Annotated in this window: 30 protein-coding genes; 13 read left to right on the top strand and 17 right to left on the bottom strand. The window is 59.1% G+C overall.

The genetic code is table 11. The features are described from left to right. Positions 1-87: 87 nt before the first annotated feature. From BLQ98_RS04270 to BLQ98_RS04260, 3 genes are read left to right on the top strand one after another with little or no spacing between them, the layout of a single operon-like run. Positions 88-1,074 carry a glycosyltransferase family 2 protein gene (locus tag BLQ98_RS04270; RefSeq protein ID WP_093732104.1) on the top strand — a complete coding sequence of 329 codons (987 nt, stop codon included), beginning with the start codon at positions 88-90 and terminating at the stop codon, positions 1,072-1,074. Then, positions 1,071-2,768 (top strand): DUF5927 domain-containing protein, encoded by a 1,698-nt coding sequence (locus BLQ98_RS04265; protein WP_093732103.1) that lies wholly within the window; start codon positions 1,071-1,073, stop codon positions 2,766-2,768. Before BLQ98_RS04270 ends, BLQ98_RS04265 begins: the two co-directional genes overlap by 4 nt. A 3-nt stretch (positions 2,769-2,771) precedes the next feature. Then, the gene (locus BLQ98_RS04260; protein ID WP_093732102.1) at positions 2,772-4,199 is read left to right on the top strand and encodes a nodulation protein NodH; all 1,428 of its coding nucleotides are present in this window, start codon (positions 2,772-2,774) and stop codon (positions 4,197-4,199) included. 6 nt (positions 4,200-4,205) lie between these two features. On the opposite strand, the gene BLQ98_RS04255 is transcribed toward BLQ98_RS04260, so the two are convergent. From BLQ98_RS04255 to pcaF, 15 genes are all read right to left on the bottom strand, one after another. Further along, positions 4,206-4,670, bottom strand: coding sequence for a PTS sugar transporter subunit IIA (locus BLQ98_RS04255; RefSeq protein ID WP_093732101.1), 465 nt, complete (start codon positions 4,668-4,670; stop codon positions 4,206-4,208). A 42-nt stretch (positions 4,671-4,712) separates the two neighbouring features. Next, positions 4,713-5,279, bottom strand: coding sequence for a ribosome hibernation-promoting factor, HPF/YfiA family (gene hpf / locus BLQ98_RS04250; RefSeq protein WP_093732100.1), 567 nt, complete (start codon positions 5,277-5,279; stop codon positions 4,713-4,715). A 248-nt stretch (positions 5,280-5,527) separates the two neighbouring features. After that, on the bottom strand, positions 5,528-6,286 hold the full coding sequence (lptB, locus tag BLQ98_RS04245; RefSeq protein ID WP_093732099.1) for an LPS export ABC transporter ATP-binding protein: 759 nt from the start codon (positions 6,284-6,286) through the stop codon (positions 5,528-5,530). Further along, complete coding sequence (locus tag BLQ98_RS04240) at positions 6,286-6,780, bottom strand: LptA/OstA family protein (RefSeq protein WP_093732098.1); 495 nt, start codon at positions 6,778-6,780, stop codon at positions 6,286-6,288. Before BLQ98_RS04240 ends, lptB begins: the two co-directional genes overlap by 1 nt. Beyond that, positions 6,777-7,385, bottom strand: a complete 609-nt coding sequence (locus tag BLQ98_RS04235) for a hypothetical protein (protein ID WP_093732097.1) — start codon at positions 7,383-7,385, stop codon at positions 6,777-6,779. Before BLQ98_RS04235 ends, BLQ98_RS04240 begins: the two co-directional genes overlap by 4 nt. A 6-nt stretch (positions 7,386-7,391) precedes the next feature. After that, on the bottom strand, positions 7,392-8,354 hold the full coding sequence (locus tag BLQ98_RS04230) for a KpsF/GutQ family sugar-phosphate isomerase (RefSeq protein ID WP_093732096.1): 963 nt from the start codon (positions 8,352-8,354) through the stop codon (positions 7,392-7,394). After that, positions 8,351-8,965, bottom strand: coding sequence for a ribonuclease D (locus BLQ98_RS04225; protein WP_093732095.1), 615 nt, complete (start codon positions 8,963-8,965; stop codon positions 8,351-8,353). The genes BLQ98_RS04230 and BLQ98_RS04225 overlap by 4 nt, the downstream gene beginning before the upstream one ends. A gap of 55 nt (positions 8,966-9,020) precedes the next feature. Beyond that, a complete protein-coding gene (locus tag BLQ98_RS04220; RefSeq protein ID WP_093732094.1) occupies positions 9,021-9,791 on the bottom strand; it encodes a PaaX family transcriptional regulator C-terminal domain-containing protein in 771 nt (256 codons plus the stop codon). After that, positions 9,781-11,805, bottom strand: a complete 2,025-nt coding sequence (gene paaZ, locus BLQ98_RS04215) for a phenylacetic acid degradation bifunctional protein PaaZ (protein WP_093732093.1) — start codon at positions 11,803-11,805, stop codon at positions 9,781-9,783. Before paaZ ends, BLQ98_RS04220 begins: the two co-directional genes overlap by 11 nt. A gap of 10 nt (positions 11,806-11,815) precedes the next feature. Continuing rightward, positions 11,816-12,880 carry a 2Fe-2S iron-sulfur cluster-binding protein gene (locus tag BLQ98_RS04210; RefSeq protein ID WP_093732092.1) on the bottom strand — a complete coding sequence of 355 codons (1,065 nt, stop codon included), beginning with the start codon at positions 12,878-12,880 and terminating at the stop codon, positions 11,816-11,818. A gap of 3 nt (positions 12,881-12,883) precedes the next feature. After that, positions 12,884-13,351 (bottom strand): 1,2-phenylacetyl-CoA epoxidase subunit PaaD, encoded by a 468-nt coding sequence (gene paaD, locus BLQ98_RS04205; protein WP_093732091.1) that lies wholly within the window; start codon positions 13,349-13,351, stop codon positions 12,884-12,886. Next, on the bottom strand, positions 13,345-14,067 hold the full coding sequence (paaC, locus tag BLQ98_RS04200; RefSeq protein ID WP_093732090.1) for a 1,2-phenylacetyl-CoA epoxidase subunit PaaC: 723 nt from the start codon (positions 14,065-14,067) through the stop codon (positions 13,345-13,347). Before paaC ends, paaD begins: the two co-directional genes overlap by 7 nt. A 53-nt stretch (positions 14,068-14,120) precedes the next feature. Continuing rightward, positions 14,121-14,414 (bottom strand): 1,2-phenylacetyl-CoA epoxidase subunit PaaB, encoded by a 294-nt coding sequence (gene paaB / locus BLQ98_RS04195; RefSeq protein ID WP_093732089.1) that lies wholly within the window; start codon positions 14,412-14,414, stop codon positions 14,121-14,123. Between the two features lie 5 nt (positions 14,415-14,419). After that, the gene (gene paaA, locus BLQ98_RS04190) at positions 14,420-15,412 is read right to left on the bottom strand and encodes a 1,2-phenylacetyl-CoA epoxidase subunit PaaA (RefSeq protein ID WP_093732088.1); all 993 of its coding nucleotides are present in this window, start codon (positions 15,410-15,412) and stop codon (positions 14,420-14,422) included. Positions 15,413-15,442: 30 nt separating this feature from the next. Next, the gene (gene pcaF / locus BLQ98_RS04185; RefSeq protein WP_093732087.1) at positions 15,443-16,645 is read right to left on the bottom strand and encodes a 3-oxoadipyl-CoA thiolase; all 1,203 of its coding nucleotides are present in this window, start codon (positions 16,643-16,645) and stop codon (positions 15,443-15,445) included. Positions 16,646-16,884: 239 nt separating this feature from the next. Here pcaF and serB point away from each other — a divergent pair, with 239 nt between their 5' ends. Continuing rightward, entirely contained in the window at positions 16,885-17,760 is an 876-nt protein-coding gene (gene serB / locus BLQ98_RS04180) for a phosphoserine phosphatase SerB (RefSeq protein ID WP_093732086.1), read from the top strand. Between the two features lie 62 nt (positions 17,761-17,822). Here serB and BLQ98_RS04175 read toward each other — a convergent pair whose 3' ends face one another. Then, positions 17,823-18,803 carry an asparaginase gene (locus BLQ98_RS04175; protein ID WP_093732085.1) on the bottom strand — a complete coding sequence of 327 codons (981 nt, stop codon included), beginning with the start codon at positions 18,801-18,803 and terminating at the stop codon, positions 17,823-17,825. Between the two features lie 178 nt (positions 18,804-18,981). Between BLQ98_RS04175 and BLQ98_RS04170 the strand changes: the two genes are divergently transcribed. The 3 genes from BLQ98_RS04170 (at position 18,982) to BLQ98_RS04160 (ending at position 21,281) form a co-directional block, all read left to right on the top strand. Then, the gene (locus BLQ98_RS04170) at positions 18,982-19,512 is read left to right on the top strand and encodes an invasion associated locus B family protein (RefSeq protein WP_093732084.1); all 531 of its coding nucleotides are present in this window, start codon (positions 18,982-18,984) and stop codon (positions 19,510-19,512) included. Between the two features lie 192 nt (positions 19,513-19,704). Beyond that, positions 19,705-20,880: a dual-specificity RNA methyltransferase RlmN gene (gene rlmN / locus BLQ98_RS04165; protein ID WP_074636544.1), complete on the top strand. Its 1,176-nt coding sequence runs from the start codon at positions 19,705-19,707 to the stop codon at positions 20,878-20,880. A gap of 188 nt (positions 20,881-21,068) precedes the next feature. After that, the gene (locus tag BLQ98_RS04160; protein WP_093732083.1) at positions 21,069-21,281 is read left to right on the top strand and encodes a hypothetical protein; all 213 of its coding nucleotides are present in this window, start codon (positions 21,069-21,071) and stop codon (positions 21,279-21,281) included. 14 nt (positions 21,282-21,295) lie between these two features. Here BLQ98_RS04160 and BLQ98_RS04155 read toward each other — a convergent pair whose 3' ends face one another. Further along, a complete protein-coding gene (locus tag BLQ98_RS04155) occupies positions 21,296-22,147 on the bottom strand; it encodes an LOG family protein (protein WP_093732082.1) in 852 nt (283 codons plus the stop codon). 152 nt (positions 22,148-22,299) lie between these two features. Between BLQ98_RS04155 and dapD the strand changes: the two genes are divergently transcribed. The 6 genes from dapD to BLQ98_RS04125 all read left to right on the top strand — a co-directional run bounded on the left by dapD (position 22,300) and on the right by BLQ98_RS04125 (position 26,091). Continuing rightward, entirely contained in the window at positions 22,300-23,127 is an 828-nt protein-coding gene (gene dapD, locus BLQ98_RS04150; RefSeq protein WP_005850539.1) for a 2,3,4,5-tetrahydropyridine-2,6-dicarboxylate N-succinyltransferase, read from the top strand. Positions 23,128-23,188: 61 nt separating this feature from the next. Then, positions 23,189-23,443: a GlsB/YeaQ/YmgE family stress response membrane protein gene (locus BLQ98_RS04145; protein ID WP_005850538.1), complete on the top strand. Its 255-nt coding sequence runs from the start codon at positions 23,189-23,191 to the stop codon at positions 23,441-23,443. Positions 23,444-23,504: 61 nt separating this feature from the next. Further along, positions 23,505-23,843, top strand: coding sequence for a DUF8846 family protein (locus tag BLQ98_RS04140; protein ID WP_093732081.1), 339 nt, complete (start codon positions 23,505-23,507; stop codon positions 23,841-23,843). 84 nt (positions 23,844-23,927) lie between these two features. After that, on the top strand, positions 23,928-25,073 hold the full coding sequence (gene dapE, locus BLQ98_RS04135) for a succinyl-diaminopimelate desuccinylase (protein ID WP_093732080.1): 1,146 nt from the start codon (positions 23,928-23,930) through the stop codon (positions 25,071-25,073). Continuing rightward, positions 25,070-25,492, top strand: coding sequence for a GNAT family N-acetyltransferase (locus BLQ98_RS04130; protein ID WP_093732079.1), 423 nt, complete (start codon positions 25,070-25,072; stop codon positions 25,490-25,492). Before dapE ends, BLQ98_RS04130 begins: the two co-directional genes overlap by 4 nt. Further along, positions 25,489-26,091 carry a TIGR04282 family arsenosugar biosynthesis glycosyltransferase gene (locus BLQ98_RS04125; protein ID WP_093732078.1) on the top strand — a complete coding sequence of 201 codons (603 nt, stop codon included), beginning with the start codon at positions 25,489-25,491 and terminating at the stop codon, positions 26,089-26,091. The genes BLQ98_RS04130 and BLQ98_RS04125 overlap by 4 nt, the downstream gene beginning before the upstream one ends. Positions 26,092-26,094 lie beyond the last annotated feature (3 nt).

Here is a 26,094-nt window from a genome sequence, read left to right as displayed (position 1 = left end):
TCAAACCTGATGCAATAAAGGCGACGCTCGGGCGGGGCGTTCTGAGCAGGGTATGGAGAAGACGTGAGCCTTTGGGATTCTTACAAGATGCGCGTGCGGCGCAAGCGGAGGTTGATCCGGGCCCTACGCAAGTCGTCCGAGCTGAAAAATGTTCAGGACAATACCCGCGCGATCCGTCCTAACGATGTCTTGCTTGTCTGCACAATGCGGAACGAAAAAATCCGGCTGCCCTACTTTCTAGAGTATTATCGCGCGCTCGGGATCAACCACTTCCTTTTTGTCGATAACGGGTCCGACGATGGCAGCGCAGATTACCTGCGCGGGATGAAAGATGTGTCCGTCTGGCATACCGACGCCAGCTATCGCCGGTCCGGTTTCGGTATCGACTGGATGAACTATCTTAAACGCAAATACGCGCACGGCCACTGGGTGCTGGTGGTCGATCCGGATGAATTCTTTGTGTATCCGTTCTGTGACACGCGACCGGTTCAGGCGCTGACCGATTGGCTGGATAACTGCGAGATCCGCAGCTTTGGTGCGATGCTACTGGATGTCTACCCCAAGGGGAGGCTGGAGGATGAACCCTATCAGGCTGGTCAAAACCCGATGGAGATCGCCGCGTGGTTCGACAGCGGCAACTACGCGATTTCGCGTAATGAAAAATACGGCAACCTCTGGATACAGGGCGGGCCGCGTGCGCGGGTGTTCTTTAAACATAAGCCTGCCAAGGCACCTGCGCTCAATAAGGTGCCTTTGGTTAAATGGGACCGTCGCTATGCCTATGTTAGTTCGACCCATACGCTTCTACCGCGCGGGCTGAATCGGGTTTATGACGAATGGGGTGGAGAGAAAGCCTCGGGCGTTTTGCTGCATGCTAAATTCCTTGATACCTTCGGGGCCAAGGCCGCAGAAGAGCTTGAGCGTGGCCAGCACTACGCCAAGTCCATCGAATACAAGACCTATGCCAACAACCCTGACCAGAACCCGCAGCTTTGGGGTAAGTGGTCCGAGAAATATATCAACTGGCGCCAGCTCGAGATTCTGGGCCTGATGTCCAAGGGCAACTGGGCATGAGCGTCGGACTGGTCATGCTGGTCCATACCGCCCTAGACCGCGCCGAACAGGTGGCACGGCATTGGGCTGCGGCGGGCTGTACGGTGGTGATCCACGTCGACAAATCCGTACCGGAAAAGACCCATGACGATTTTGTGCAGGCGCTGTCTGATGTCCCTCATCTGATGTTCAGCAAGCGCTATCGCTGCGAATGGGGAACGTGGGGGCTGGTTGCCGCGTCTCAGACCGCGTCCGAGATGATGTTGGACAGCTTTGCAGACGTGCGCCATGTCTATTTGGCGTCTGGTTCATGCCTGCCACTGCGTCCGGTGAAAGAGCTGATCGATTATCTTGCCGCCCGTCCGCGTACCGACTTCATCGAAAGCGCGACAACAGCAGATGTCCCTTGGACGGTTGGGGGGCTGGATGTCGAACGTTTTACCATGCGTTTCCCCTTTTCGTGGAAGCGACACCGGTATCTGTTCGACAAGGCGGTAGCTGTTCAACGCTTCGTCGGGCTCAAGCGGCGCATCCCCAAGGGCCTTGTGCCGCATATGGGGTCGCAATGGTGGTGTCTGACGCGGCAAACCCTGTCGGCGATCCTGCAAGATCCGAAACGCGCCGCATACGATGCCTATTTCCGCCATGTCTGGATACCGGATGAAAGCTATTTCCAGACGCTCGCGCGGCTCTATTCCATCCAGATCGAAAGCCGGTCACTGACACTGTCCAAGTTCGATTTCCAGGGCAAACCACATATTTTCTACGATGATCACCTGCAGCTTTTACGGCGGTCCGATTGTTTCGTCGCACGCAAGATCTGGCCCAAGGCGGGCCGCCTTTATGACGCGTTCCTGACCGATGAGGCGGGTGCGATGAAACGGACAGAGCCGAACCCGGGCAAGATCGACCGCGTCTTTGCCAAAGCCGTTGAACGCCGCACGCGTGGACGCGCAGGGCTGTATATGCAAAGCCGGTTTCCGAACGAAGGCTGGGAAAATGGTGTTACCGCCGCGCCCTATTCGGTCTTTCAAGGCTTTGCCGCGCTGTTCGAGAATTTTGAGCCTTGGCTGGCAAAATCCACCGGCGCGCGGGTCCACGGCCATCTGTTTGCACCGGACCGCGTGCATTTTGCCGATGGGCAGAATGCGATCAATGGCGCGCTGAGCAATAGCGCCAAGATCCGCAATTATGACCCCAAGGCGTTTCTGACCAATCTGATCTGGAACACCCGTGGCGAACGTCAGTGCTTTCAGTTCGGTCCGCAGGACAATCAGGACATCTGCTGGGAGATCGCCAAAGACCCGAATGCACAGGTGTCGGTGATCACCGGCGCGTGGGCGGTGCCGCTGTTCCGGTCGAATAAAGATTTTGCCGAGATCCGCCGTACCGCCGCTGCGCTGCAAAAGATCGAAAGCGAGCATATGGCGATCCTGCGGTCGCATTATGCCAAAGCGCGGGTGCGCATCTGGACGATGGCGGAATTCATCGAAGCCCCGATGGAGCCGTTGCAAAGCATTCTCGACGAGATCGGACAGGTCAAAACGGGCCGTTTATCCGAGGTGCCGAAGATGGCGGACCTGACTGGCTTTGGGCAATTCCTGCAAAACCTCAAGAACCAGGGGATGCACCCCTATCTGATGGGCGATTTTCCCGTAGAACCTGGCCTGTCGGCCCCCCAGAAACCGCCGCGCAAACCCTATTTGGTGCAATAAAATATGACATTGAAATTTAAAAGCTTCGTCGTCTTTGCCGAGATGCGCACAGGCTCCAATTTTCTGGAAAGCAACCTGAACGCCTTTGACGGGATCACCTGCCACGGCGAGGCGTTCAACCCGCATTTCATCGGCTACCCCAAAAGCGCAGAGATTTTAGGCGTGGATCAGGAAACGCGGGACGATGATCCGGCCGAGTTGCTGGCCGCGATACGTGACAAGACCAAGGGCATCGGCGGATTTCGCTATTTTCACAACCACGACCCCCGCGTGCTGGCCCCGCTGTTGGAAGATGACACCTGCGCCAAGATCATTCTGACGCGGAATCCGGTAGAAAGCTATGTCAGCTGGAAGATCGCGCGCAGCACAGGGCAATGGAAGCTGACTGACGTCAAGGCGCATAAAAAGGCGCAAGCGGTGTTCGACGAGGCAGAGTTCTCTGACCATCTTGAGGCGCTGCAAGAGTTCCAGTTGACGCTGTTGAACCGGCTTCAAAAGCTGGGGCAGACGGCGTTTTATGTGGCGTACGAAGACCTGCAAAGTGTCGAGGTGATGAACGGTTTGGCGCGGTATCTGGGGGTTGATCATCAGCTCGACGCACTGGACAAGAGCCTGAAAAAGCAGAACCCCGAACCGATCTCGGCCAAGGTCAGCAACTATGATGAGATGCTGGACGCGCTTGGCCGGATGGATCGTTTCGACCTGACCCGAACGCCGAATTTTGAACCCCGACGCGGGCCGGTGGTGCCGTCCTATGTTGTCGCGGCCAACGCTCCGCTGCTGTATCTGCCACTGCGCAGCGGGCCCGAACCGCAGGTGCTGGATTGGATGGCGGCGCTGGACGGTGTCGGGCGGGGCGCTTTGCAAACCAAGCTCAACCAAAAGCAATTGCGCCAGTGGAAGCGCAAGCATCCCGGTCACCGCAGCTTTACCGTGCTCCGGCACCCCGTAGACCGCGCCCATGACGCTTTTTGCCGGCATATCCTGACCACGGGCAAAGGCAGCTATGCTCAGCTGCGCGCAACGCTGATCAAACGCTATAAGATGCCGCTGCCGCAGGGCGAGCCGGACAATAACTATGACGCCGATGCACATCGCGCCGCGTTCAAGGCCTTTCTGACCTTTCTCAAGGGGAACCTGAACGGGCAGACGGCGATCAGAGTGGATCAGGCGTGGTGTACCCAAGCGCAAGCGGTGCAGGGTTTCGGAGAGTTTGCCTTGCCCGACCGGATCATCCGCGAAGACGAGTTGGCAGCAGAGCTGTCGGCGCTGGCGCAAAGCGTTGGCGTTCAGCCCCCGGCCACGATGATGTCGCGCCCGGTGACCCAACCCTATGTGCTGGCCGACATCTACGACGCCGAGATCGAGAAGCTTACGTCCGACGCGTATCAGCGGGACTATATGATCTTCGGTTTTGATAGCTGGGGGTAGGGCCGCTTAGGCGGCCTGAGTTGCCTGTGCTTCGGTCAGGATCGCATACAACGTGGCAGGATCCGGATTGGCCCGCAGCTTGGCGCAGACAGAAGCATTGCGCAGGGTGCGCGACACCAGCGCGAGCGCCTTGAGGTGTTCGACGCCGGCACTTTCGGGGGCGAACAGCGCAAAAGCAATATCAACCGGCTGGCGGTCAACCGCGTTGAAATCGATCGGTTTGTCGAGAAGCACAAAGGCTCCCAACACGTCTTCCAGTCCTTCAAGACGCGCGTGGGGCAGCGCAACCCCTTGGCCCACACCTGTTGGCCCAAGAGATTCACGCGTCATTAAGGCATCGACCACCGCAGTGGCCTTCAACCCGTACGCATTATGCGCCAGCTCCCCGATATCGTGGAGCAGGCGTTTCTTGCTTGAGGCCGATGTGAGGACTTTGACAGCCCCCGGTTTTAGGAGTTTCGCAAAATTCATTCTGCTCGCTCTGTTCTCGGCCGCTTACGGGTCCGGTTTCTGTTACGACGGATCAATCCAGCCGATGTTGCCATCCTCGCGGCGGTAGACAACATTCACGCCTTCTTTGCCGTCTTTGCGAAAGACCACGACAGGTGTACCCGAAATTTCCATCTGCATCACAGCTTCACCGACAGACAAGGTCGCAATCTTGGTCTGCATTTCCGCAATGATCATGGGTTGGAGGGTTTCGGGTTCCTGCGCGTCTGAATCGCTTTCTGAAGCGAGGATATAAGAGGACGCACCGAAAAGTTCAACCGGTTGCGCACGCTCGCGATGGTGATCCTTCAACCGACGCTTGTAACGGCGCAGTTGCTTTTCCATCTTCGCTGCGCATGAATCGAAAGATCCATAGATATCAGTAGCATGTGCTTTCGCTGACGCCGTAAGGCCAGTCGATAGGTGCACCGTCGCTTCGCAGACAAATTCGTGACCGGATTTTGAAAAGATGACATTCGCGTCCGTCGGACGTTCAGCATACTTCTGGACAGCTTCGCCCAATTCCGTTTTCACATGCGTTTGCAGGGCTTCGCCGATGTCGATTTGTTTGCCACTGATTTGGTACCGCATAAAATCTCCTTACTCTAATGATCCGGACAACACCATTGGCCGCACTAAGTGCGGTAAAGGCGGGGTCAGATGCGGGTGAATGACGATGCGACCAGCGTGTGAAACATTGCCCCTTCGGGAAGGGGGGATGCAGCACGAACATGATACGCAGTCTCGCCATGGGACCATTGAGCGCCCGAATGGGCCGCGTTGTCAAATGAATCCGGCTTAAATCTGTGCGGAAACTAGCGCAATATTTCTATAGTTGATCAAGAAATGCGGAAGTTATCGCCAAGGTAGACGCGGCGTACATTTTCGTTCTGTACGACCTCTTCGGGGGTGCCAGACATCAATACCGTGCCTTCGTGCAAAATGTAGGCGCGATCCACAATATCCAATGTTTCCCGAACGTTATGGTCCGTGATCAGCACGCCGATACCGCGTTTTTTCAGGTCGGCGACTAGATGCCGGATGTCATCCACAGAAATCGGATCGACCCCGGCAAAGGGTTCATCAAGCAGTAGGTATTTGGGGTCTGCGGCCAGACAGCGGGCAATTTCGACCCTGCGCCGTTCCCCGCCCGACAGCGCCAAAGCAGGCGCGCGGCGCAGGTGTTCAATGGAAAACTCCGACAGCAATGCCTCGAGCCTTTCGCGGCGCCCGCGCGCATCAGAGATCGAGATGTCCAGGATGGCCGAGATATTGTCCTGCACGCTTAGCCCGCGAAAGATGCTCATCTCTTGGGGCAGATAGCCGATGCCCAGCTGTGCGCGGCGATACATCGGGAGGGTGGTGACGTTCTTGCCATCGATGGTGACGGTGCCACCTTCGGGCATGACCAGACCCGCCACCGCATAGAAGGTAGTGGTTTTACCGGATCCGTTCGGCCCGAGCAGGGCGACGACTTCGCCACGGTTCAGCTCCATCGAGAAGTCGCGGATCACGGTTTTCTTGCGGTATGATTTACGCAGATGTTCAATGCGCAGACCGCTTGCGCCATCCGTAACCGTTAAATTGGGGGCAGACATCAGTTATTGCTGCCCGTTTGTAGAATGGTTTTCACGCCGCCGGACATTTGCGCGGTGCCCTCGGATAATTTGACGCTCATGGTTTCAGAACTGAGCGCGTTGCGCCCTTGGGTTAGCAACACATTGCCCGACATGACGATCGTGCCGGTGTCGATATCATAATCCGCCCGCTCTGATTCGGCGGCGTCTTTGCCTGACACAAGGGTCACACCGCCGGTCGCTTCCAAACGGGCGATGCCTTCGGCTTCGGCCCGATATACAACCAGAACCCGTGCGGCGGACAAGCGCATCTCGCCCTGACCGATCAGCACATTTCCGGTGAAAACAGCCGTCCCATCGCCCTGATCGACAGACAGGTTATCAGCGGTCACCTCGACGGGGAGGCCCGTATCCTGACGGATCGTCCCAAAGGCCACATTGGTCCCCTGTGCGGCGATTGGCATCGCAGAAAAAAGCAGGAAAACAGACATTAATAGGTGTTTCACGCGCGTCACTCTGATTTGGGTTTCGGTTTGTATATCAGCTTCACTCGATTTGTGAAAACCAATTGGGGCGAGGCTTCGTCGTCTGTTTGTGTGATCGACATGGCACCGGCCTCTAGGGTGCCACCCGGGGCTGTGCCATAGACTGTGCCCGGCGATTTGATGTTCAGGCCGGACAGGTCCGATGTGATCTTGTCACTTTGCAGCCGGTACCCCGTAGAGGTCGTCAGCACCACCCCGCCCAGCAGGTCGGCCACATCTTTGGCGATGTCGAAATCGGCCAGGTCCGATTGCAGGCGAAAGGTCGATCCTTCGGGGGTCTTTATGGTCGCGCGCAGGTTTTCAGCGTGGTTCATGCCGGTCTGCCCGTCCGGACGGGTCAGCACATCAGCATAGAATGACAGCTCGTCACCTTCTGCTGTCGCACCGGTAAAGAAGGGGCCGGTGATTTGCTGGTCGCGCAGGCGGTCCTGCACATCTTTTTCAGCAAAGGGGATCGCCTGCCCGGGATCAATTGCGCGCGACAGCAGGAACAGCGTCGACAGCAGGCCAAGCGCTGCAAGCGGGAACAGCACCTTCAGCCAAGAGATCAGTCTGGTATAGCGGTCCCGTTGCATCGCCGCTTAGCCTAGGCCGACGCGCAGGCAGTCGTGAATATGCAGCAGACCCGCGGGGATGTTCCCTTGGGTGGGGTCCAGCACCAGCAGACAGGTGATCTTGCGCGCGTTCATCATGCCCACGGCCTTCTCCGCCAGCGCATCGGGGGCGACGGTCACGGGGGTTGGCGTCATAACGTCGCGCGCCGTTTTTTCCATCAGCCCGTCCAGATGCCGCCCCAGATCGCCGCTGGTGATGATCCCTGCCAAGGCACCGCTGGCGTCGGTGACGATCACCACACCAAAAGATTTGCTGCTCATTGCCATCAGCGCGTCAGACATGGGGGCATCGGCCTGCACCAAGGGCAACGCATCGCCTGTGTGCATCAGGTCTGCAACGCGGCTGAGCCGTGCGCCCAGTTTGCCGCCGGGATGGAATTCACGGAAATGTTCGGCGGTGAAAGAGCGGTTTTCCATCAGCGCAATCGCCACGGCATCCCCCATCGCCAGCGTCATCGTGGTCGAGGTCGACGGGACGACGCCGGTGCCGCAGGCTTCTGGCAACTGAGGCAGTTCAAGCACCACGTCGCAATGCGCGCCAAGGCTGCTGGTCGCACGGCTGGTGATGCCGATCAACGGTATGGAAAAGCGGCGCGAATAGGCGATCAGATTGGCCAGTTCAGGTGCCTCGCCCGAGTTCGAGATCGCAAGCACGACATCATCGGCGGTGATCATGCCCAAATCGCCGTGGCTCGCCTCGGCGGGGTGGACGAACTGCGCGGGCGTGCCGGTGCTGGCCAGCGTCGCTGCGATCTTTTTGGCGATATGGCCGGATTTGCCGATGCCGGTGACAATCACGCGCCCGCGTGTCGCAACCAACAAGTCGATTGCCTGACGAAAACGATCATCAAGGCTGTCGGCCAGTTGCTCAAGCGCTTGGGCTTCGGTGCGGATGACGCGGCGGGCGGTATCTAGGAATGGTGTGGTCATGCGTGTGCAAAAATATCCGTTTCGGGCCAGCCGTCCAAATCGAGTTGGGCACGGGTTGGCAAAAATTCAAAACACGCTTGCGCGAGCTCGATCCGACCTTCGCGGATCAACATCTGGTTCAGCACGTCGCGCAGTTTGTGAAGGTGCAGCACATCGGACGCGGCATAGTCGATCTGTGCTTTGGTCAGTTTTTCGGCCCCCCAATCGCTGGATTGCTGCTGTTTGGAGATATCGACGCTCAGCAGTTCCTGGCATAGTTTGGCCAGCCCGTGGCGGTCGGTATAGGTGCGCACAAGGCGGCTGGCGATCTTGGTACAATAGACCGGTGCGGCCTTTGCCCCAAAGGCGTTCAGCATGGCCGCGATGTCAAAGCGCCCATAGTGGAACAGCTTGAGCACATGGGGATCTTCGAGCAGGGCACAAAGATTGGGCGCCTCGGTCTGGCCCTTGGCAATCTGGATCAGATGGGCGTTGCCATCGCCACCAGAGAGTTGCACGACACAAAGCCGATCGCGGTGCGGATGGAGCCCCATGGTTTCGCAATCAATCGCGACCATCGGTCCAAGGTTCAGCCCGTCAGGCAAGTCATTTTGGTAAACTGTATTTGTCATGCCTTCCCTATATCCCGCTGGTGCGCTTTGGGAAAGCATCGCTTTGTATGCTGCTTCAGACGGTGGCGATTTCCGGCAGATCGGGGCGCGGATAGCGTGACAAAAGCTCTGCGACCATCTGATGCGCGGTCAATCCGGCCCAATCGTCGCGGATTAAGGGGCGGGGCAACGCCGGATGTTTGAGAGCAAGACGGCGCCAATTATGCACAATCAGGCAGCGTAGGGTCGCAATTTGCAGCGGGGTCAACGTCTCGGCTGCACAGAGGTCGCGCGCCACCCTGTGCAGCGCGTCTGACAGTTGCGTATAGCTTTCGGCCAGCGATGCGGGCTCTAGCTGGCGTTTCATCCAGTCGGGCGCGTCTTGCCCGGGCAGGGCGGCGGCCCCTATTGGCACAGGCAGGGACGCATTGCCGACATACAGGCGCGGCATCAGGGCGGTGAACCCCGCCTTCTCATGTGCATCACTATCGGCATCGTCGGTCACGATCATCTGCCAGCGGTCCGGCAGCTCGGCAGGTGTCGCATAAATCCTGCCACTTGCCGCCTGACTTTGCGCGCGGCCTGCGGGCGTCAGGCTGTGGTGGCTGATCCGCCCGTGCTTTTCTGACGCGATCCATTTGTCTTTGCGCAAGCGGTGCAAGGCGACCCTAGCTGCTTCGGGGCGGACATCCATTGCCGTCATGATCGCCGACAACACCGGCCCGCCAATAATCTGCCCCTCTTGTCTGGCCATGTCGCCAAAGAGGCTGATCATCAGGGACCAGACGCGCTGCCCGCCAAGGTCTTTCAGAGGGGCGATCGCAAGGTCAAAGTCGTCAATAGGCATTCATCGTCAGCAATTCATATTCGGCCACGGCGGCATCATCCTGATTGGTCAGGGTCACGTGCCAGCGTACTTCACCGTAGTCATCATTGCGAGGCGTCTTTGCCTTGACGCTTAGGCGCACCTTGATGCTGTCGCCGGCCTGCACCGGTGCCATAAAGCGCAGGTTGTCCAGCCCGGTATTCGCCAGCACAGGACCGGGGTCAGGCTGCACGAACAGCCCTGCGGCAAAGCTGAGCAGCAGGTACCCATGAGCAACGCGTCCGGGAAAGAACGGGTTTGCCTTGGCCGCGGCGTCGTCCATATGGGCATAGAACGTATCGCCGGTGAAATGCGCAAAGGTTTCGATGTCTTCCAGCGACACGACACGGCTGGCCGAATTGAACGTCTCGCCCAGATCAAGCGCACCAAACTGGCGGGTGAACGGATGGCCACGGTCCGAAATCTCGGTCGCGCCGGGGGTCCATTGCTTGCTGATGGCGGTCAGAATGTCGGGGCTGCCCTGAATGGCGGTACGTTGCATGTAATGCATGACGCCGCGCACGCCGCCAAGCTCCTCGCCGCCGCCCGCACGTCCGGGCCCGCCGTGCACCATATGGGGCAGGGGGGCACCATGACCCGTCGCCTCGGCCATAGAGTCGCGGTTGTTGAAATAGAGCCGCCCGTGAAACGCGCCTGCTCCCATCACCATGTCGCGTGCGGTCTCGCCGTCGCGGGTGATGATGGATGCGACCAGCGACCCTTTGCCTTTGTTCAGCAGCGCGATGGCATGATCGGTGTCGCGGTAAGGCATGATGGTGGACACAGGGCCAAAAGCCTCGGTGTCCTGCACATGCGTGGCGGCATCGGGATCGGCACAGTGGAACAGCATCGGCGGGACAAAGGCACCTTTCTGCGCATCCGCACCCTCGACCGCAAAAGCATCGGGGTCGCCAAAGACACGCTCTGCCTCTGATCCGATCAGGGCGGCCTTTTCCAGCACGTCGCGGCGTTGCGAGTGCGAGACAAGCGCGCCCATCTTTGTACCCTCAAGGCGCGGATCGCCGATGGTGACTTGGGCCAGCCGGTCCGACAGCGCGGCGATGAGCGCATCCACATGGAGCTGCGGTACCATGATCCGGCGGATGGCGGTGCATTTCTGCCCCGCCTTGGCCGTCATCTCGCGCTGGACCTCTTTCACAAACAGATCAAATTCGGGCGTGCCGGGGCCCGCATCAGACCCTAACACAGAGGCATTGAGGCTATCTTGTTCAGAGGCGAACCGGACAGAGCGTTCGACCAACACAGGGTTGCTGCGCAGTTTCAAGGCCGTTTCGGCTGATCCGGTAAAGCTGACCACATCCTGACAATCGAGGTGGTCCAGCATATCGCCCAAGCCCCCCGTCACCAACTGGATTGCGCCGTCTGGCAGAATACCGGACTGGATCACCAGGCGGAAACAGGCCTCGGTCACCTGACAGGTGGCGGTGGCGGGTTTGACGATGGCGGGCACCCCGGCAAGCAGCGTCGGGGCGAGCTTTTCCAACATGCCCCAAACGGGGAAGTTGAAGGCGTTGATATGCACCGCGACGCCCTGCAGCGGTGTGCAGATGTGACGGCCCATGAACTGACCGGTGCGGCCCAACTGTTCCACGGGACCGTCCAGATAGATCTGGTCATCCGGCATCTCGCGACGGCCCTTGGCGGCGTAGACCTGCATCGTGCCGATCCCGCCATCCACGTCGATCAGGTGATCGGCCTGCGTGCCGCCTGTGTCGAACGACAGCTCGTATAGGCTCTGTTTATGGTCATTGAGGTAGAGCGCGACGGCCTTGAGCATCTTGGCGCGGTCATGAAACGTCAGCCTGCGCAGGGCAGGGCCGCCGATGTCACGGGCATAGGCCAGCATCGTCTGAACCTGCAGCGCGTCATTGCCTGCTTGGGCGATGATCTCGCCGGTGATCGCGCTTGCGATGCTACGTGCACCGGCACCGGGGTTGATCCATTGTCCGGCGGCAAAGCTTTGGATATCGCGCATGTCAGGCCCCTTAGTGATGGTCGTAGTCAATGAAAAGCGTGTCGCTCAGCGGATAGCTTTGGCAGCTCAGCCGGTAACCACGTTCGACCTCGTAATCTTCCAGCGCGTGGTTCGACAGCATCTCGACCTCACCTTCGGTGACCTTGCACATGCAGGTCGAGCAGACCCCCGCCTTGCAGGCAAAGGGCGCATCAAGGTTATTTTCCAGCGCGGCATCCAGCACCGACTGCCCCTTGGCCATGGTAAAGCTGTGCTGCGCGCCGTCGATTTTGACGGTCACCTGTGTTTGCGCCTGACCTTCGCTGCGCTTGGCCATTTCTTGTTTTGCCAGACGGCCCTGTTGGCTTTCGCTGAAGAGCTCAAACTTGATCTGATCAGGCTCTAACCCGTGGGTTTTTAGGGCGTCCGCGATGGCTAGCATCATCGGCTCCGGCCCGCAGATGAAGGCCATGTCCATGTCCGACACATCGATCCAAGTCTTGAACAGTTCGGCGCATTTATTCTGGTCTACGCGGCCGGTGAACAGGTCGATGTCCTGCCCGCTTTCCAGCATGTGAATGACGCTCAACCGGCCCATATAGCGGTTCTTAAGATCCTCCAGCTCTTCGCGGAACATGATCGTGTTCACGGCGCGGTTGGCATAGACCAGCGTAAAGGTTGATTTGGGCTCGCGTTTCAGAACGGTCTTGAGGATCGACAGCACCGGCGTGATCCCCGACCCGCCGGCAAATCCAAGGTAATTCTTCGCACGATCAGGCTCTAATCCGGCTGAAAACGTGCCTTGGGGAGGCATTGCGTGCAGCGTATCCCCGACCTGTAACATCTCGTTCGCAAAGCTAGAGAACGCGCCGCCATCAACCCGCTTGATCCCCACTTGCAGCACACCGTCGTCCAGACCGGCGCAAATGGAATAGTTGCGTCGCAGCTCGGTCCCGTTGAAATCCTGTTTGAAGGTCAGATACTGCCCCTGCTTGAAGGCGAATGCCTCTGGGTCTTCGGGTTGCAGGGTCAACACCACGGCGTCGCGGATCGTGCGGTGAATATCAGTTACTAATAACGGGAGAAATTGGCTCATAGGTCAGATACACTTAAAATAATCGAAGGGTTCCAGACAGTCGGTGCAGCGCCATTGCGCCTTGCAGGGGGTTGATCCGAACTGGCTAATTTTTTCCAGCTGTGTGGATTTGCAGCGGGGGCAGCGTTCGGGGCCACCTGCGGGTTGGGGCGGGGCAATGCCGTAGCTTTCCAGCTTGGCGCGGCCCGCGTCGGTCATCCAGTCAGAGGTCCAAGCCGGCGAAAGTTGCCGCTTTAGAGCCAGTTTTTCGATCCCGTGCCCGCGCAATGCCGTTTCGATATCAAGGTTAATGATCGTCGTTGCAGGGCAGCCGGAGTAGGTCGGCGTTACCGTGACCTCAAGCGTGTCATCCTGCCATTGCACATCACGGATGATCCCCAGATCAGTAAGCGAGATTACTGGAATCTCGGGGTCCGGCACGGCGTGGAGCCAGCCCCAAACAGTCTCTAACGAAGGCTTTTCGACTACCATGTCGCATCCGGATAGGCGCGTTGCAGCCACTGCATTTGCGTCAGCATATGCCCCAGATGTTCCGAATGGCGTTTACCCGATTTGCCGCCGCGATGGCCGAAATCATCTTGGGGCTTTGTCAGTGTGGCTGCGGTGAAGACATCATTCACCAAAGTATCATAGGCGGGGCGCAGAGACGCAGGATCAGGTGCGATGCCTGCTGCGACCATAGCCTCGTCCACGGCATCTGCGACGAACATTTCCCCGACATAGGGCCACAACAGGTCCAGCGCATTTTGCATTCTGCGGTGGCTTTCATCGGTCCCGTCGCCAAGGCCGATCACCGTGTCTGTCGCGCGCTCCAGATGGTAGGTCGCCTCTTTGCTCGACTTTTCCGCGATGGCGGCGATCTGTGCATCGCTGCTTTCCATCAGGGCGGTCAGCTGCGACAGGTGCCATGCGTCAAACAGGAACTGGCGCATGATCGTCTGACCGAAATCGCCGTTGGGTTGTTCGACCAACAACAGATTGCGGAAATCCCAAACGTCACGGTGAAAGGCCAGCCGATCCGCATCGCGACCCGCGTCTTCAACCTTGCCTGCCAGATCCAGCCACAGCGTGGTCTGGCCGATCAGGTCCAGGGCGGTATTCGCCAGCGCGATGTCTTCTTCTAGCACGGGGGCGTGGCCGCACCATTCCGAAACGCGGTGTCCGAGGACAAGGGTATTGTCCCCCATCCGGCAGAGAAATTCGAACAATTCGCCTTTGTTAGGCTCTGTTTGGGATGTGCTCACATCGCCCCCACTTCGTCTGGAATATCAAAGAAGGTGGGGTGGCGATAGACTTTGTCGTTGGCGGGCTCGTACAGCGGGCCTTTTTCCTCGGGGGAGGAGGCGGCGATCTGGGTCGCTTCGACGACCCAGATGCTCACGCCTTCGTTGCGACGGGTGTAAACATCACGAGCGTTCTTGATCGCCATTTCGGCATCTGCCGCGTGTAGCGAGCCGACATGCCGGTGGCTGAGCCCGTGCTGGCCGCGAATGAAAATCTCGAACAGGGGCCATTCATGTGTTGTGCTGCTCATCTTGCTTACTCCGCTGCCAGTTTCGCGGCGCGTTTCTTCGCCGCATGTGCCATCAGGCCGTCGCGTACCCATGCGCCGTCGTCCCACGCTTTGTTGTGCGCCGCGAGCCGTTCGGTATTGCAGGGACCGTTGCCCTTGAGCACGTCAAAGAATTCGTCCCAATCGGGCTGGGTAAAGTCATAATGCCCGCGCTCCTCGTTCCACTTCAGGTCGGGGTCGGGGACGGTCAGGCCCAGATATTCGGCCTGCGGGACACATTCATCGACGAACTTCTGACGCAGTTCGTCGTTGGAGTTCATCTTGATCTTCCAGGCCATCGATTGCGCCGAATGGACGGAATTTTCGTCCGACGGGCCGAACATCATCAACGCAGGTCCCCAGAACCTGTTTAACGCGTCCTGCGCCATCTTGCGCTGCGCGTCTGTGCCCTTCGCCATCTTCATCATGATGTCGTAGCCTTGGCGCTGGTGAAAGGATTCCTCCTTGCAGATACGCACCATCGCGCGGGCATAGGGGCCGTAGGATGTGCGTTGCAGGGGCACCTGGTTCATGATCGCGGCCCCATCCACGAGCCAGCCGACAGCCCCCATATCGGCCCATGTTAGGGTCGGATAATTGAAGATAGAGCTGTATTTCATCTTGCCCGACAGCAGGTCGCGGGTCAGCTGGTCACGGCTGACCCCCAGTGTTTCGGCGGCACAATAGAGATACAGACCGTGGCCTGCCTCGTCTTGCACCTTGGCGAGCAGGATCGCCTTACGTTCCAGCGTCGGGGCGCGGGTGATCCAGTTGCCTTCTGGCAACTGGCCCACGATTTCCGAATGCGCGTGCTGGCCGATTTGCCGGATCAGGTTCTTGCGATACCCGTCCGGCATCCAGTCTTTCGGCTCGATCTTACCGCCCGCATTTATCCGTTCCTGAAAGGCGCGTTCCTGCGGATCCATCTCTTCCAGAGATTTGACACCTTGGCCGGTGGATTTGATCATCTGTGCATACATTGTTCAGATCCTTTCAGGGGGATAATTGCGTTAAGCGCGTTCTAGGATGATGGCGACGCCTTGGCCGACGCCGACACACATGGTGCACAGCGCATAGCGGCCGCCTGTGCGTTTCAATTGCAGGGCTGCGGTCATGACCAGACGCGCGCCGGACATCCCCAGCGGGTGCCCGATGGCAATCGCGCCGCCGTTGGCGTTCACATGGGGGGCGTTATCGGCCACACCCAAAGCCCGCAATGTGGCGATCCCTTGCGAAGCGAATGCTTCGTTCAGTTCAATCACGTCCATTTGGTCGATGGTCAGGCCGGCGCGGGCCAGAACTTTCTGACTGGCAGGAACAGGGCCGATCCCCATGACGCGCGGTTCAACACCGGCGGCAGAGATCCCAACGACGCGCGCAATCGGGGTCAGCCCGTGCTGCGACGCTGCCGCTTCGGAGGCCATCAGCATCGCCGCCGCGCCGTCGTTCACGCCAGAGGCATTGCCCGCAGTGACGGTCAGGTCGGGGCCGTTGATCGGGCGCAGTTTGGTCAGCGCTTCGATCGTGGTGCCGGGCCGCGGGTGTTCGTCGCGGTCAAAGACAATCGGGTCGCCCTTGCGCTGCGGGATCGATACGGGGGTGATTTCATCGGCAAACACGCCCGCCTTGTCCGCTGCTTCCCAACGGTCCTGGCTGCGCTTGGCAAAAGCGTCCTGGTCGGCGCGGCTGATGTCATAATCCGTTGCCACGTTGTCGCCGGTTTCGGGCATGGATTCGACGCCGTATTGCGCCTTCATCTTAGGGTTCACAAAGCGCCAGCCGATGGTGGTGTCATAGACGGCGTTGTTGCGCGAAAATGCAGTTTCCGCCTTGGGCATCACGAAAGGCGCGCGGGTCATGCTTTCGACACCGCCAGCGATCGCCAGATCCATGTCGCCTGCCTTGATCGCGCGGGCAGCAGCACCGACGGCATCCATACCGGAGGCACAAAGGCGGTTGATCGTTGCACCAGGCACATCGACCGGCAAACCCGCCAGCAGTGCTGCCATACGTGCCACGTTGCGGTTGTCTTCGCCGGCCTGATTGGCGCAGCCAAAGATCACGTCATCAATTTTGGACCAATCCAGATCAGGATTGCGGGCCATCAGTGCGGCAATCGGTGCCGCTGCCAGATCATCGGCGCGGACCGATGACAATGCGCCGCCGAAGCGGCCGATGGGTGTGCGCTGTGCGTCACAAATGAAAGCGTCCATAAAAGTCTCCCTTGGTTGATGAGCCTAGGGATAGTCGCGATTCGACGCAACTTAAATGTTACCTGACATTTTTCAGTCTCGGTATTTTGTAACATGAAGCTGGGGTGTGAGCCGCGCTGCGGCGCGGACGGCCTCTTGGCCAACCTTCCCCCGCAGGAGCCCTGAAACAGGGGTGGAAACCTCGGTAAAACAATGCGCAGATGCGCCCCAGATTGAATTGACGCGAACGGACCTACCCCATGCATAGTGTGACCCTGTTAACCTCTCCTCAACGCCCGCAACTTGAGGCGTCTTTGGTCGATGCTGTTCGAAATGCATGGGGGGGCGGGGATGCCGTTTGGCTGGCGCCGGACGAAGCCGCGCGCTTTGACATGAAGCGAATGCCCGGCAATCGTTGGGATGTCTGGGCCGAATGTCAGGGGATGGGCGTTGATTTGGTGATCACCCCGTCTGAAGGGGCGCGCAAGAAGATGCTGCTGGCAGACATGGACAGCACTATGATCCAGCAAGAATGCATCGACGAATTGGCCGATGAGGCTGGTGTGGGCGACCGCGTAAAAGAGATCACCGCTCGCGCCATGAACGGCGAGCTGGATTTCGACGAGGCGCTGCGCGAACGCGTCGTCCTGCTGAAGGGGCTAGACGAAGCCGTTATCACGCGCGTTTTGGCAGAGCGGATCACCCATATGCCCGGCGGCAAGACCCTGCTTGCCACGATGAAAGCGAATGGTGCCTACGCGGCGCTTGTGTCGGGCGGGTTCACGGCGTTTACCGCGGCCGTAGCAAAAGCGCTTGGGTTTGACGAGAACCGCGCGAATACATTGCTGGCCTCAGACGGGGTACTGACCGGCGACGTGGGGGTGCCGATCCTTGGCAAGCAGGCCAAAGTCGATGCGCTGGAACAGATCACCGCGCGGCTGGGGCTGACCGAGGCCGATGTGATCGCTGTCGGCGACGGGGCCAATGATCTGGGTATGCTGGCCCGCGCCGGCATGGGGGTGGCGTTGCACGCCAAGCCTGCGGTCGCTGCCGAATGCGATGTCCGTATCAACTTTGGCGACCTGACGGCGCTGCTCTACGTGCAGGGGTACGCCAAACACGAATTCGTCAGCTAATTCCGAGAGGTGCATGGGGCGCTGCCCCATACCCCGGGATTTTGCACCATTTGGAAGCGGCTTTAGGCAAATCCCGCTGCGGGCTTGAGCATGCCGGTGATGATGCCGCGACGGTTTTCAATCGGGGCGTTGCGGTATTTCAGAGCCTCGGGGTGGTTCGGGTCAAGCGCACCCAGTTTGATCAGGATCGATGTAATCGCACATTCTGCGGCGCGTTTGGTGCCGCAGGCGGCCTTGAGTGCCACGCCGATTTTCTGATCCGGCAGGATCGCGATAAAGAAGCCTTCGGCACCGGTCTTAAGCGCGACTTTGCCGTTCGTCGCACGCATCAGGTTGGTGCAGGCGCGGGTTTCGCCAGCGACAAGGTCGGGATGCAAACGCATGGCTTGATGCAACCGCGCCTCGGCCGAACCATCAGGCGCGGCGGCAAAATGCGCCATCGCACGGGCCATGCCATGTAGGGATGTCGCAAAATTCGGGACAGAGCAGCCGTCGATGCCAAAGCCCGGAGACGTGGTGCCGGTCACCCGTTCAAATGCCTCAAGGCAGGCGCGCTGCACGGGGTGGTCCGGCTTTTCGTAATCGGCACCGCCGCCCGTATGTGTGTTGACCGACAGGAAGCCCGCGTGCTTGCCAGAGCATTCGTGGTGAATTTGGCACGGCTGCTTGTCTGCGCAGGCCAGTGCATTGCGCGCTGCCACGTCGCCCGGTTCGGCTGCTCCGCAGCGAAAGGCGTTGTCGTCCAGTCCCAAAGTATCAAGCCAGTCAGAGATTATGCCCACATGCAGATCCGCTGCCTGATGCGATGCGCACGCAAGGGCAAGATGTTGCGGGCCAAGGCCATAGGCATCCGCAGCGCCAGACTGGACCAGAGGCAGCGCCTGAATCATTTTGGCAGAGGACCGAGGCAGGATCACCGTGTCGGGATCCCCCCAGGCGTGCAGGATCTGACCGCTACTGTCACAGACCACCGCATGACCCGAATGCACGCTTTCGAGAAACGGACCACGCCAGATTTCGGCAAAGGGGGCTGCTTGGGCCATGATTTGTCCTTTTCGTTGGCGAATTCCTGCCAATCAGGGTTTCGTGTGTCGCCTGTTTGACGTTATTATGCTTGTTGACGAAAGAAATACAGTTCCTTTGACAAGAGCGCCTCCCGAAGGGCTGCCATTGGGGGATTGTAGTGATGTTGAGGTTAATGGCGGCTGGAGGCCCAGGTAGATGATGAACTTTAGGACGATTGGTTTAGCGGCGGCGTTGGCGGGCCTGAGCGCAGGCAGCGTATTCGCGCAAGCGCAAAGCACGAACCGCGTAGCGGCAGAGACGGACTGGAGCGTATTTGTCGAAGACAACCCGACCGAATGTTGGGGCGTGTCCACACCGAAGGAATCCGTGAACTCACGGGATGGCCGCGTTGTATCTGTGAGCAGAGGCCAGACTTTGTTGATGGTCTTCTACCGTCCAAGCGCGGGTGCCAAGGGTCAGGTGGCCTTTACCGGCGGCTACCCCTTTGCTTCTGGGTCGACCGTCAACATGAACATTGGCGGCACCACGTTTGAACTGTTCACCGAGGGCGAGTGGGCCTGGCCTGCAACCACCGAGGATGACAGCAAGATCATCGCCGCCATGAAGCGCGGTTCTGACGCCAAGCTGACGGGCCGTTCGGGCCGTGGCACCCAGACCGAAGACACGTTCTCGTTGCTGGGGTTCACAGCCGCGGTTGACGATGCTGCCAAACGCTGCGGCGGCTAAGGTTTTCCGCCTGATCTGAATGCAAAGCCCTGCCCTTGGCGGGGCTTTTTCTTGGGTCCTACACTGCCTGTAAGTGGCACCTGACGGTCCCAGCTATGCACTGAGGCTGCGTCAGCAATGCGGCGTTTCCTTTTGATTTAGGGAAAAATCCCTATATAGAGCGCTCAAACCCCTGCACACCGGAGAATCCCCATGTCTGCGACCGCGCCGATCACTCAAGATGTCATGACCATTCCGCGCAAGCAGGCGGAGGGGCCGATGAACCTTGTCGGGCTGACCCGTGACGCCATGCGCGCTGCGCTGATTGCCGAAGGTACGCCTGAAAAGCAGGCGAAGATGCGCGTCGGACAGATCTGGCAGTGGATCTATCAATGGGGCACCCGTGACTTTGCCGACATGACCAATCTGTCGAAAGCATTCCGCGCCGAGCTGGCCGAGAAGTTTGTGATCGAAGTGCCCGAGGTCGTGACCAAACAGGTGTCAGAGGATGGCACCCGCAAGTATCTGGTGCGCATCGCGGGCGGTCATGAGGTCGAGGTGGTGTATATCCCCGAAGAAGGCCGCGGCACGCTATGTGTCAGCTCGCAGGTTGGGTGTACCCTGACGTGTTCCTTCTGCCACACCGGTACGCAGAAACTTGTGCGCAACCTGACTGCGGCCGAGATCATCGGGCAAGTGATGGTGGCGCGGGATGATCTGGGTGAATGGCCCGTGCCCGGGACCATCTCAGAGGCACCGCGGTTGTTGTCCAACATCGTCCTGATGGGCATGGGCGAGCCGCTGTATAACTTTGAAAACGTGCGCGACGCGATGAAGATCGCAATGGACCCCGAGGGCATCCAGCTGTCACGCCGCCGGATCACCCTATCGACTTCGGGTGTAGTGCCAGAGATCGCACGCACAGCCGAGGAAATCGGCTGTCAGTTAGCTGTGTCGTTCCACGCGACCACGGATGAGGTGCGTAACAAGCTGGTGCCGATCAACAAACGCTGGAACATCGCAGAGCTGATAGAGGCGCTGCGGGCCTATCCCAAGGTCAGCAATTCTGAACGGATCACGTTTGAATATGTGATGCTGGATGGTGTGAACGATTCAGACGCAGATGCGCACCGTTTGATAGAGCTGATCCGAGGTATCCCTGCCAAGATTAACCTGATCCCGTTCAACGAATGGCCCGGCGCACCGTATAAGCGGTCGTCGAATAACCGTATCCGCGCGTTCTCCGAGATTGTGTATCAGGCCGGCTATGCCTCGCCTGTGCGTAAACCACGCGGCGAAGACATCATGGCCGCGTGTGGTCAGTTGAAATCGGCGACCGAGCGTGAACGCAAATCGCGCAAGCAGATCGAGGCAGACGCAGGGATGTAACCCCTTAGCGTCAAACGAATAGCATGATGCAGCCGTCCCGATCTGGGGCGGCTGTTTGTATTTTTAGCGGTCGATTGTGGCGCGCTCACCGTGAAATGACCTTGGGTGCGCCACATTTAAGCAGAAATTAAGTCATCATCGCCCAGAATATTGTTTCCATCGACAACACAATCAGGAGCGATACTGCAATGACTATCATTATTAAAAACGACGCCTTTATCACTGCCGATGTACTGGCGCTTGTCACGCGCGAACGCGAAAGCGCCTTGTCCTACCGCGAATGGAAACATCGTCTGGCCGGCTATGGCTATGGGGTACGTGATACGGACCACGGTTCCGTTCTGGAAACGCTGCCGCATCACGTAGAGGTCTGTGTGCTTCCAGCTGATCTGTGCGTGTGATCTGACCAGAACTTTTATTTGGAACGCCCGGGGACTTCCTCTCGGGCGGGGGCTGTATCCCAGTTTTCGATCAGTTTCATCGCCTCGTCGGCGGATTCGACAAATTGGAACAGGTCCAGATCTTGATCAGAGATCGTGCCCGCGTCGGCCAGCGCATCCCAGTTGATGATCTTTTCCCAGAAGGCACGACCGAACAGCAGGAACGGCACACGGCTCATCCGGCCTGTCTGGATCAGGGTCAGCGTCTCAAACATCTCGTCCAGGGTGCCGAAACCGCCCGGGAATACGCAGATCGCACGTGCACGCATCAGGAAGTGCATCTTGCGGATCGCGAAGTAGTGAAAGTTAAAGCACAGCTCGGGTGTGACATATTCATTCGGGGCCTGTTCAAACGGAAGCACGATATTCAGCCCGATGGATTGCCCGCCTGCGTCGATGGCACCGCGGTTGCCTGCTTCCATTACGCCGGGGCCACCGCCTGTGACGATGACATTATCCTGACCGTCGCTCTCCATCGATTTCAGCGTCATCAGCCGCGCGAATTCGCGGGCTTCATCATAGAAATGCGACAGGTCGGCCAGCGTTTTTGTACGCGCCTTGTCTTTGTGTGCGGGGGCCGGAATACGCGCGCCGCCGAACAGCACGATGGTGGATTTGACGCCATGCGCATCCAACGCCATCTCTGGCTTCAGCAGTTCAAGTTGCAGCCGGACGGGGCGTAATTCCTGACGGCACATAAAATCATCATCGGTAAAGGCCAGCCGGTAGGCCGGGGCCCGCGTCTGCGGCGTGTCGGGAACATCCTGTGCTGTGGCGCGGTCGTCGCCGGCCTGCCGCAGGGGGTGGCGTTTTGAATCGGTCATCATACTCTCCGGTCTATCCGAGCGGTTTGCGCCCTTTATCGCAACATGCCCGCCTTTGGCGCAAATGACCACGCCATCCGACGTCATTGCACGACGGGCCTGACGACTGTATAGCCAGTCGCAACATTTGACCCTCATTCGCCGGAGCTACACCCATGTCGAACGCCCAACTTGAAACTGCCATCGAAGCCGCTTGGGATGCCCGTGACACGATCACATCGGCCACCACCGGCGAAACACGTGACGCGATCGAAGACACGCTGGCCGCGCTGGACAGCGGCAAGCTGCGCGTTGCCGAAAAGATGGAGAACGGCGACTGGCATGTGAACCAATGGGCCAAGAAAGCGGTCCTGCTGGGCTTCCGCATCAAGGATATGGAACAGCAAGACGGCGGCCCGCAGGGCAGCGGCTGGTGGGACAAGGTCGATAGCAAGTTCAAAGGCTGGAACGATGCCGACTGGAAAGAGGCAGGCTTTCGCGCCGTGCCCAACTGTGTCGTGCGCAAATCGGCCTATATCGCGCCCGGCGTTGTGCTGATGCCGTCCTTTGTGAACATTGGTGCCTATGTCGACAGCGGCACAATGGTTGACACATGGGCGACCGTCGGGTCCTGCGCGCAGATTGGCAAGAACGTCCACCTGTCGGGTGGCGTTGGCATCGGTGGCGTGCTCGAGCCCATGCAGGCTGGCCCGACAATCATCGAAGACAACTGCTTTATCGGTGCGCGTTCCGAGGTGGTCGAAGGCTGTATCGTCCGCGAAGGCTCTGTTCTGGGGATGGGGGTCTACATCGGCCAGTCGACCAAAATCCTCGACCGTGAAACCGGCGAAGTCTTCTATGGCGAAGTGCCAGCGGGGTCGGTCGTTGTGGCGGGGTCCATGCCGTCGAAGAACGGTGTGCACCTTTATTGCGCCGTGATCGTGAAGCGCGTCGACGAAAAGACCCGCTCCAAAACCTCGATCAACGAGCTGCTGCGCGACTAAGGGAACCTTTTCACAGACCTGTGAGTTCACTCTATGAAACAAGATTTATGGAGAATTTGAAATGACAGGTCTGGGTTGGTTCGCAGCAATAATCGTCGGTGGTCTGGCCGGTTGGATCGCGGAAAAGATCATGAAGTCCGATATGGGGCTGATCATGAACATTATTCTGGGGATCATTGGCGCGATCGTCGCCAACTTCCTGCTGATGACAATCGTCGGTGCGACCTTGGGTGGCTGGATTGGTCAGCTGGTCGTCGGCGTCATCGGGGCCTGCCTGTTGATTTGGGTCACACGTTTGGTACGCGGACGTAGCTGACCCTTTTCAGACGTCACAGAACACGATAGGGCTGCCGCATCTTAATGCGGTGGCCCTTTTTATGTCTGACCAGAAGAAACCCAAGAAACCGTCGCGCCAGCAGGTTTATACCTTGTTGGTCGAAATCGGGCGCAAGGACGGTGACGGCTTGCCGGATAAGGCGACCGGTGCCGCGTTGATGTGCTTTGCGTCTGGTATCGACGAGGCAGAAGCGGTACGCGAAACGGTTGCCATTCTCAAACAGGCAGACACGAACCCACTGGACGTGACCGGATACGGCACCCTTGCCGAGCGCGAAGAAGAAGGCCACGAAATCGACGAGGATGAACGCGCGCTGATGGCGCGGGCGCTGGATGAAAACTCGGTCATCATTGCGCAAATGACGCCGTTTTTCGACTAGGGCATACCCTCGCCCCCTTGGCTTCCGCGTGTTTTCCTCACAAATGTAGGGCAACACTGCGAAACATGCCGAAGGAGCCCTGACATGACCAGCATCGACCCAGTAGACCTAACCGCCAAACTGGTGCGTTGCCCGTCGGTCACCCCCGCAGATGGGGGGGCACAACAGGTGTTGTACGATCTATTGACCGATGCGGGGTTTGACTGTGCGTGGGCCGACCGTGGCGGGATCAAGAACCTTTTTGCGCGTTGGGGCAAGCAGGGAAACACCCGTAGCTTTGGCTTTAACGGTCACACCGATGTCGTGCCCATCGGGAACGAGGCCGATTGGACGATGCCGCCCTTTGGCGCAGAGATCAAAGACGGCATTATGTACGGGCGCGGCACCACCGATATGAAATCCGGTGTGGCCGCCTTTACTGCGGCGGCCATCGACTTTGTCCGCGACACGCCCCCCGACGGATCGATTGTGCTGGCGATCACCGGAGACGAGGAAGCCGAAGGCATCGACGGCACCCGCGCCTTGCTGGATTACATGAAAGACGCGGGCGAGCGGATGGACGTTTGTCTGGTGGGTGAGCCGACCTGTCCCAATTCGATGGGCGAGATGATTAAAATCGGGCGGCGCGGGTCCCTGAACGCGCATTTCCGCGTGATCGGCAAACAAGGTCACGCGGCCTATCCCCACCGCGCCAACAATCCGATGCCCGCGATGATGCGGCTGATGGACCAGCTTGCCTCGCATACCCTTGACGAAGGGACTGATCATTTCGACCCGTCTACGTTGGCGATCGTCACGGTCGATACCGGTAATCCCGCGACCAATGTGATCCCCGCTGAAACCCGCGCGACGGTGAACATCCGCTTTAACGACATGCATTCGGGCGACAGCCTGACCACATGGCTGGAAGAGCAGGCCGCCGCGATCCGCGACAGCTTTGGCGTGCAGATCGAACTGAAGGTCAAGATATCGGGCGAAAGCTTTATCACGCCCCCCGGTGATCTGTCCGATCTGGTCTCCAAGGCGGTGCAGGCAGAGACGGGGGTGACGCCTGAACTGTCTACCTCTGGCGGGACGTCGGATGCGCGGTTCATGAAGCACCACTGCCCTGTGGTCGAATTTGGGCTGGTCGGTCAATCCATGCATGAGGTCGACGAGAACGTCGAGGTGGCGCAGATTCACCAGCTGAAATCAATTTATACCCGCATCCTGAAGGACTATTTTGCATGACCGCCCATATCGCCGTGACCGAAGACCTTGCCAGTTGCCACCTGCTGCGGCGCATTGTCTTTATCGAAGAACAGAACGTATCTGAGGCGGAAGAGCTGGACGACCGCGACGGCGATGCGACCCATTTCCTTGCGACTGAAGAAGAGCTCCCCATCGGGTCGGCGCGGATGCATATCAAAGGAGACACAGCCAAAATCGGGCGGGTGTGTGTAATCAAATCCCATCGCGGTACCGGCCTTGGCGCGGCGCTGATCCGTGCGGCCGTCGAAGAGGCGCGCAAGGAGTCTGCCGTGCGCTTCGTGAAGCTCGGCGCGCAGCTGCATGCTTTGGGGTTCTACGAAAAGCTGGGGTTCGTGGCGCAGGGGCCGGTCTTTGATGACGCCGGCATTGATCATCGCGAGATGGTGCTGTCGCTTTGAACCGCACGCTTGTCATCATGGTGAAAGAGCCGCTGCCGGGGCGGGTCAAGACGCGGCTTGGCCGTGATCTGGGCATGACCGCCGCTGCGTGGTGGTTCCGGCATCAGACCCGCGCTTTGATCCGTCGTGTGCAAGACCCGCGCTGGCAGGTGGTGCTGGCTGTCGCACCGGATCGGGCAGGGCTGTCCAGCCGCGTTTGGCCCGCGCATCTGCCGCGCTGGCCGCAAGGGCGCGGCGATCTGGGCGACCGCATGGGCCGCATGCTGCGCGGTGCGCCTGCGGGGCCGGTCTGTGTCATCGGGGCGGATATTCCGGGTGTGACCGCCGCGCGGGTGGTAGAGGCGTTTCGCGCGCTCGGGTCGCAAGATGCGGTGTTCGGGCCTGCACCGGACGGGGGCTATTGGCTGATCGGCTTGAAACGCGCCCGCCCCGTGCCGCCGCGCCTGTTTGAAAACGTCCGCTGGTCGACGGAACATGCGCTGGCCGATACCATCGCCACGCTGCCTGATCACCGCATTGCACGGGTCGCGACATTGACAGACGTGGATACAATCGACGATTTGCCCATGACGAAGCGGGGTGCGCGTGCTACCTCGTGAAGC

The organism is Sulfitobacter litoralis (assembly GCF_900103185.1).
Taxonomy (GTDB): Bacteria; Pseudomonadota; Alphaproteobacteria; order Rhodobacterales; family Rhodobacteraceae; genus Sulfitobacter; species Sulfitobacter litoralis.
The sequence above is the reverse complement of the archived record's forward strand: the minus strand, read 5'-3'. Positions and strand labels throughout refer to the sequence as shown.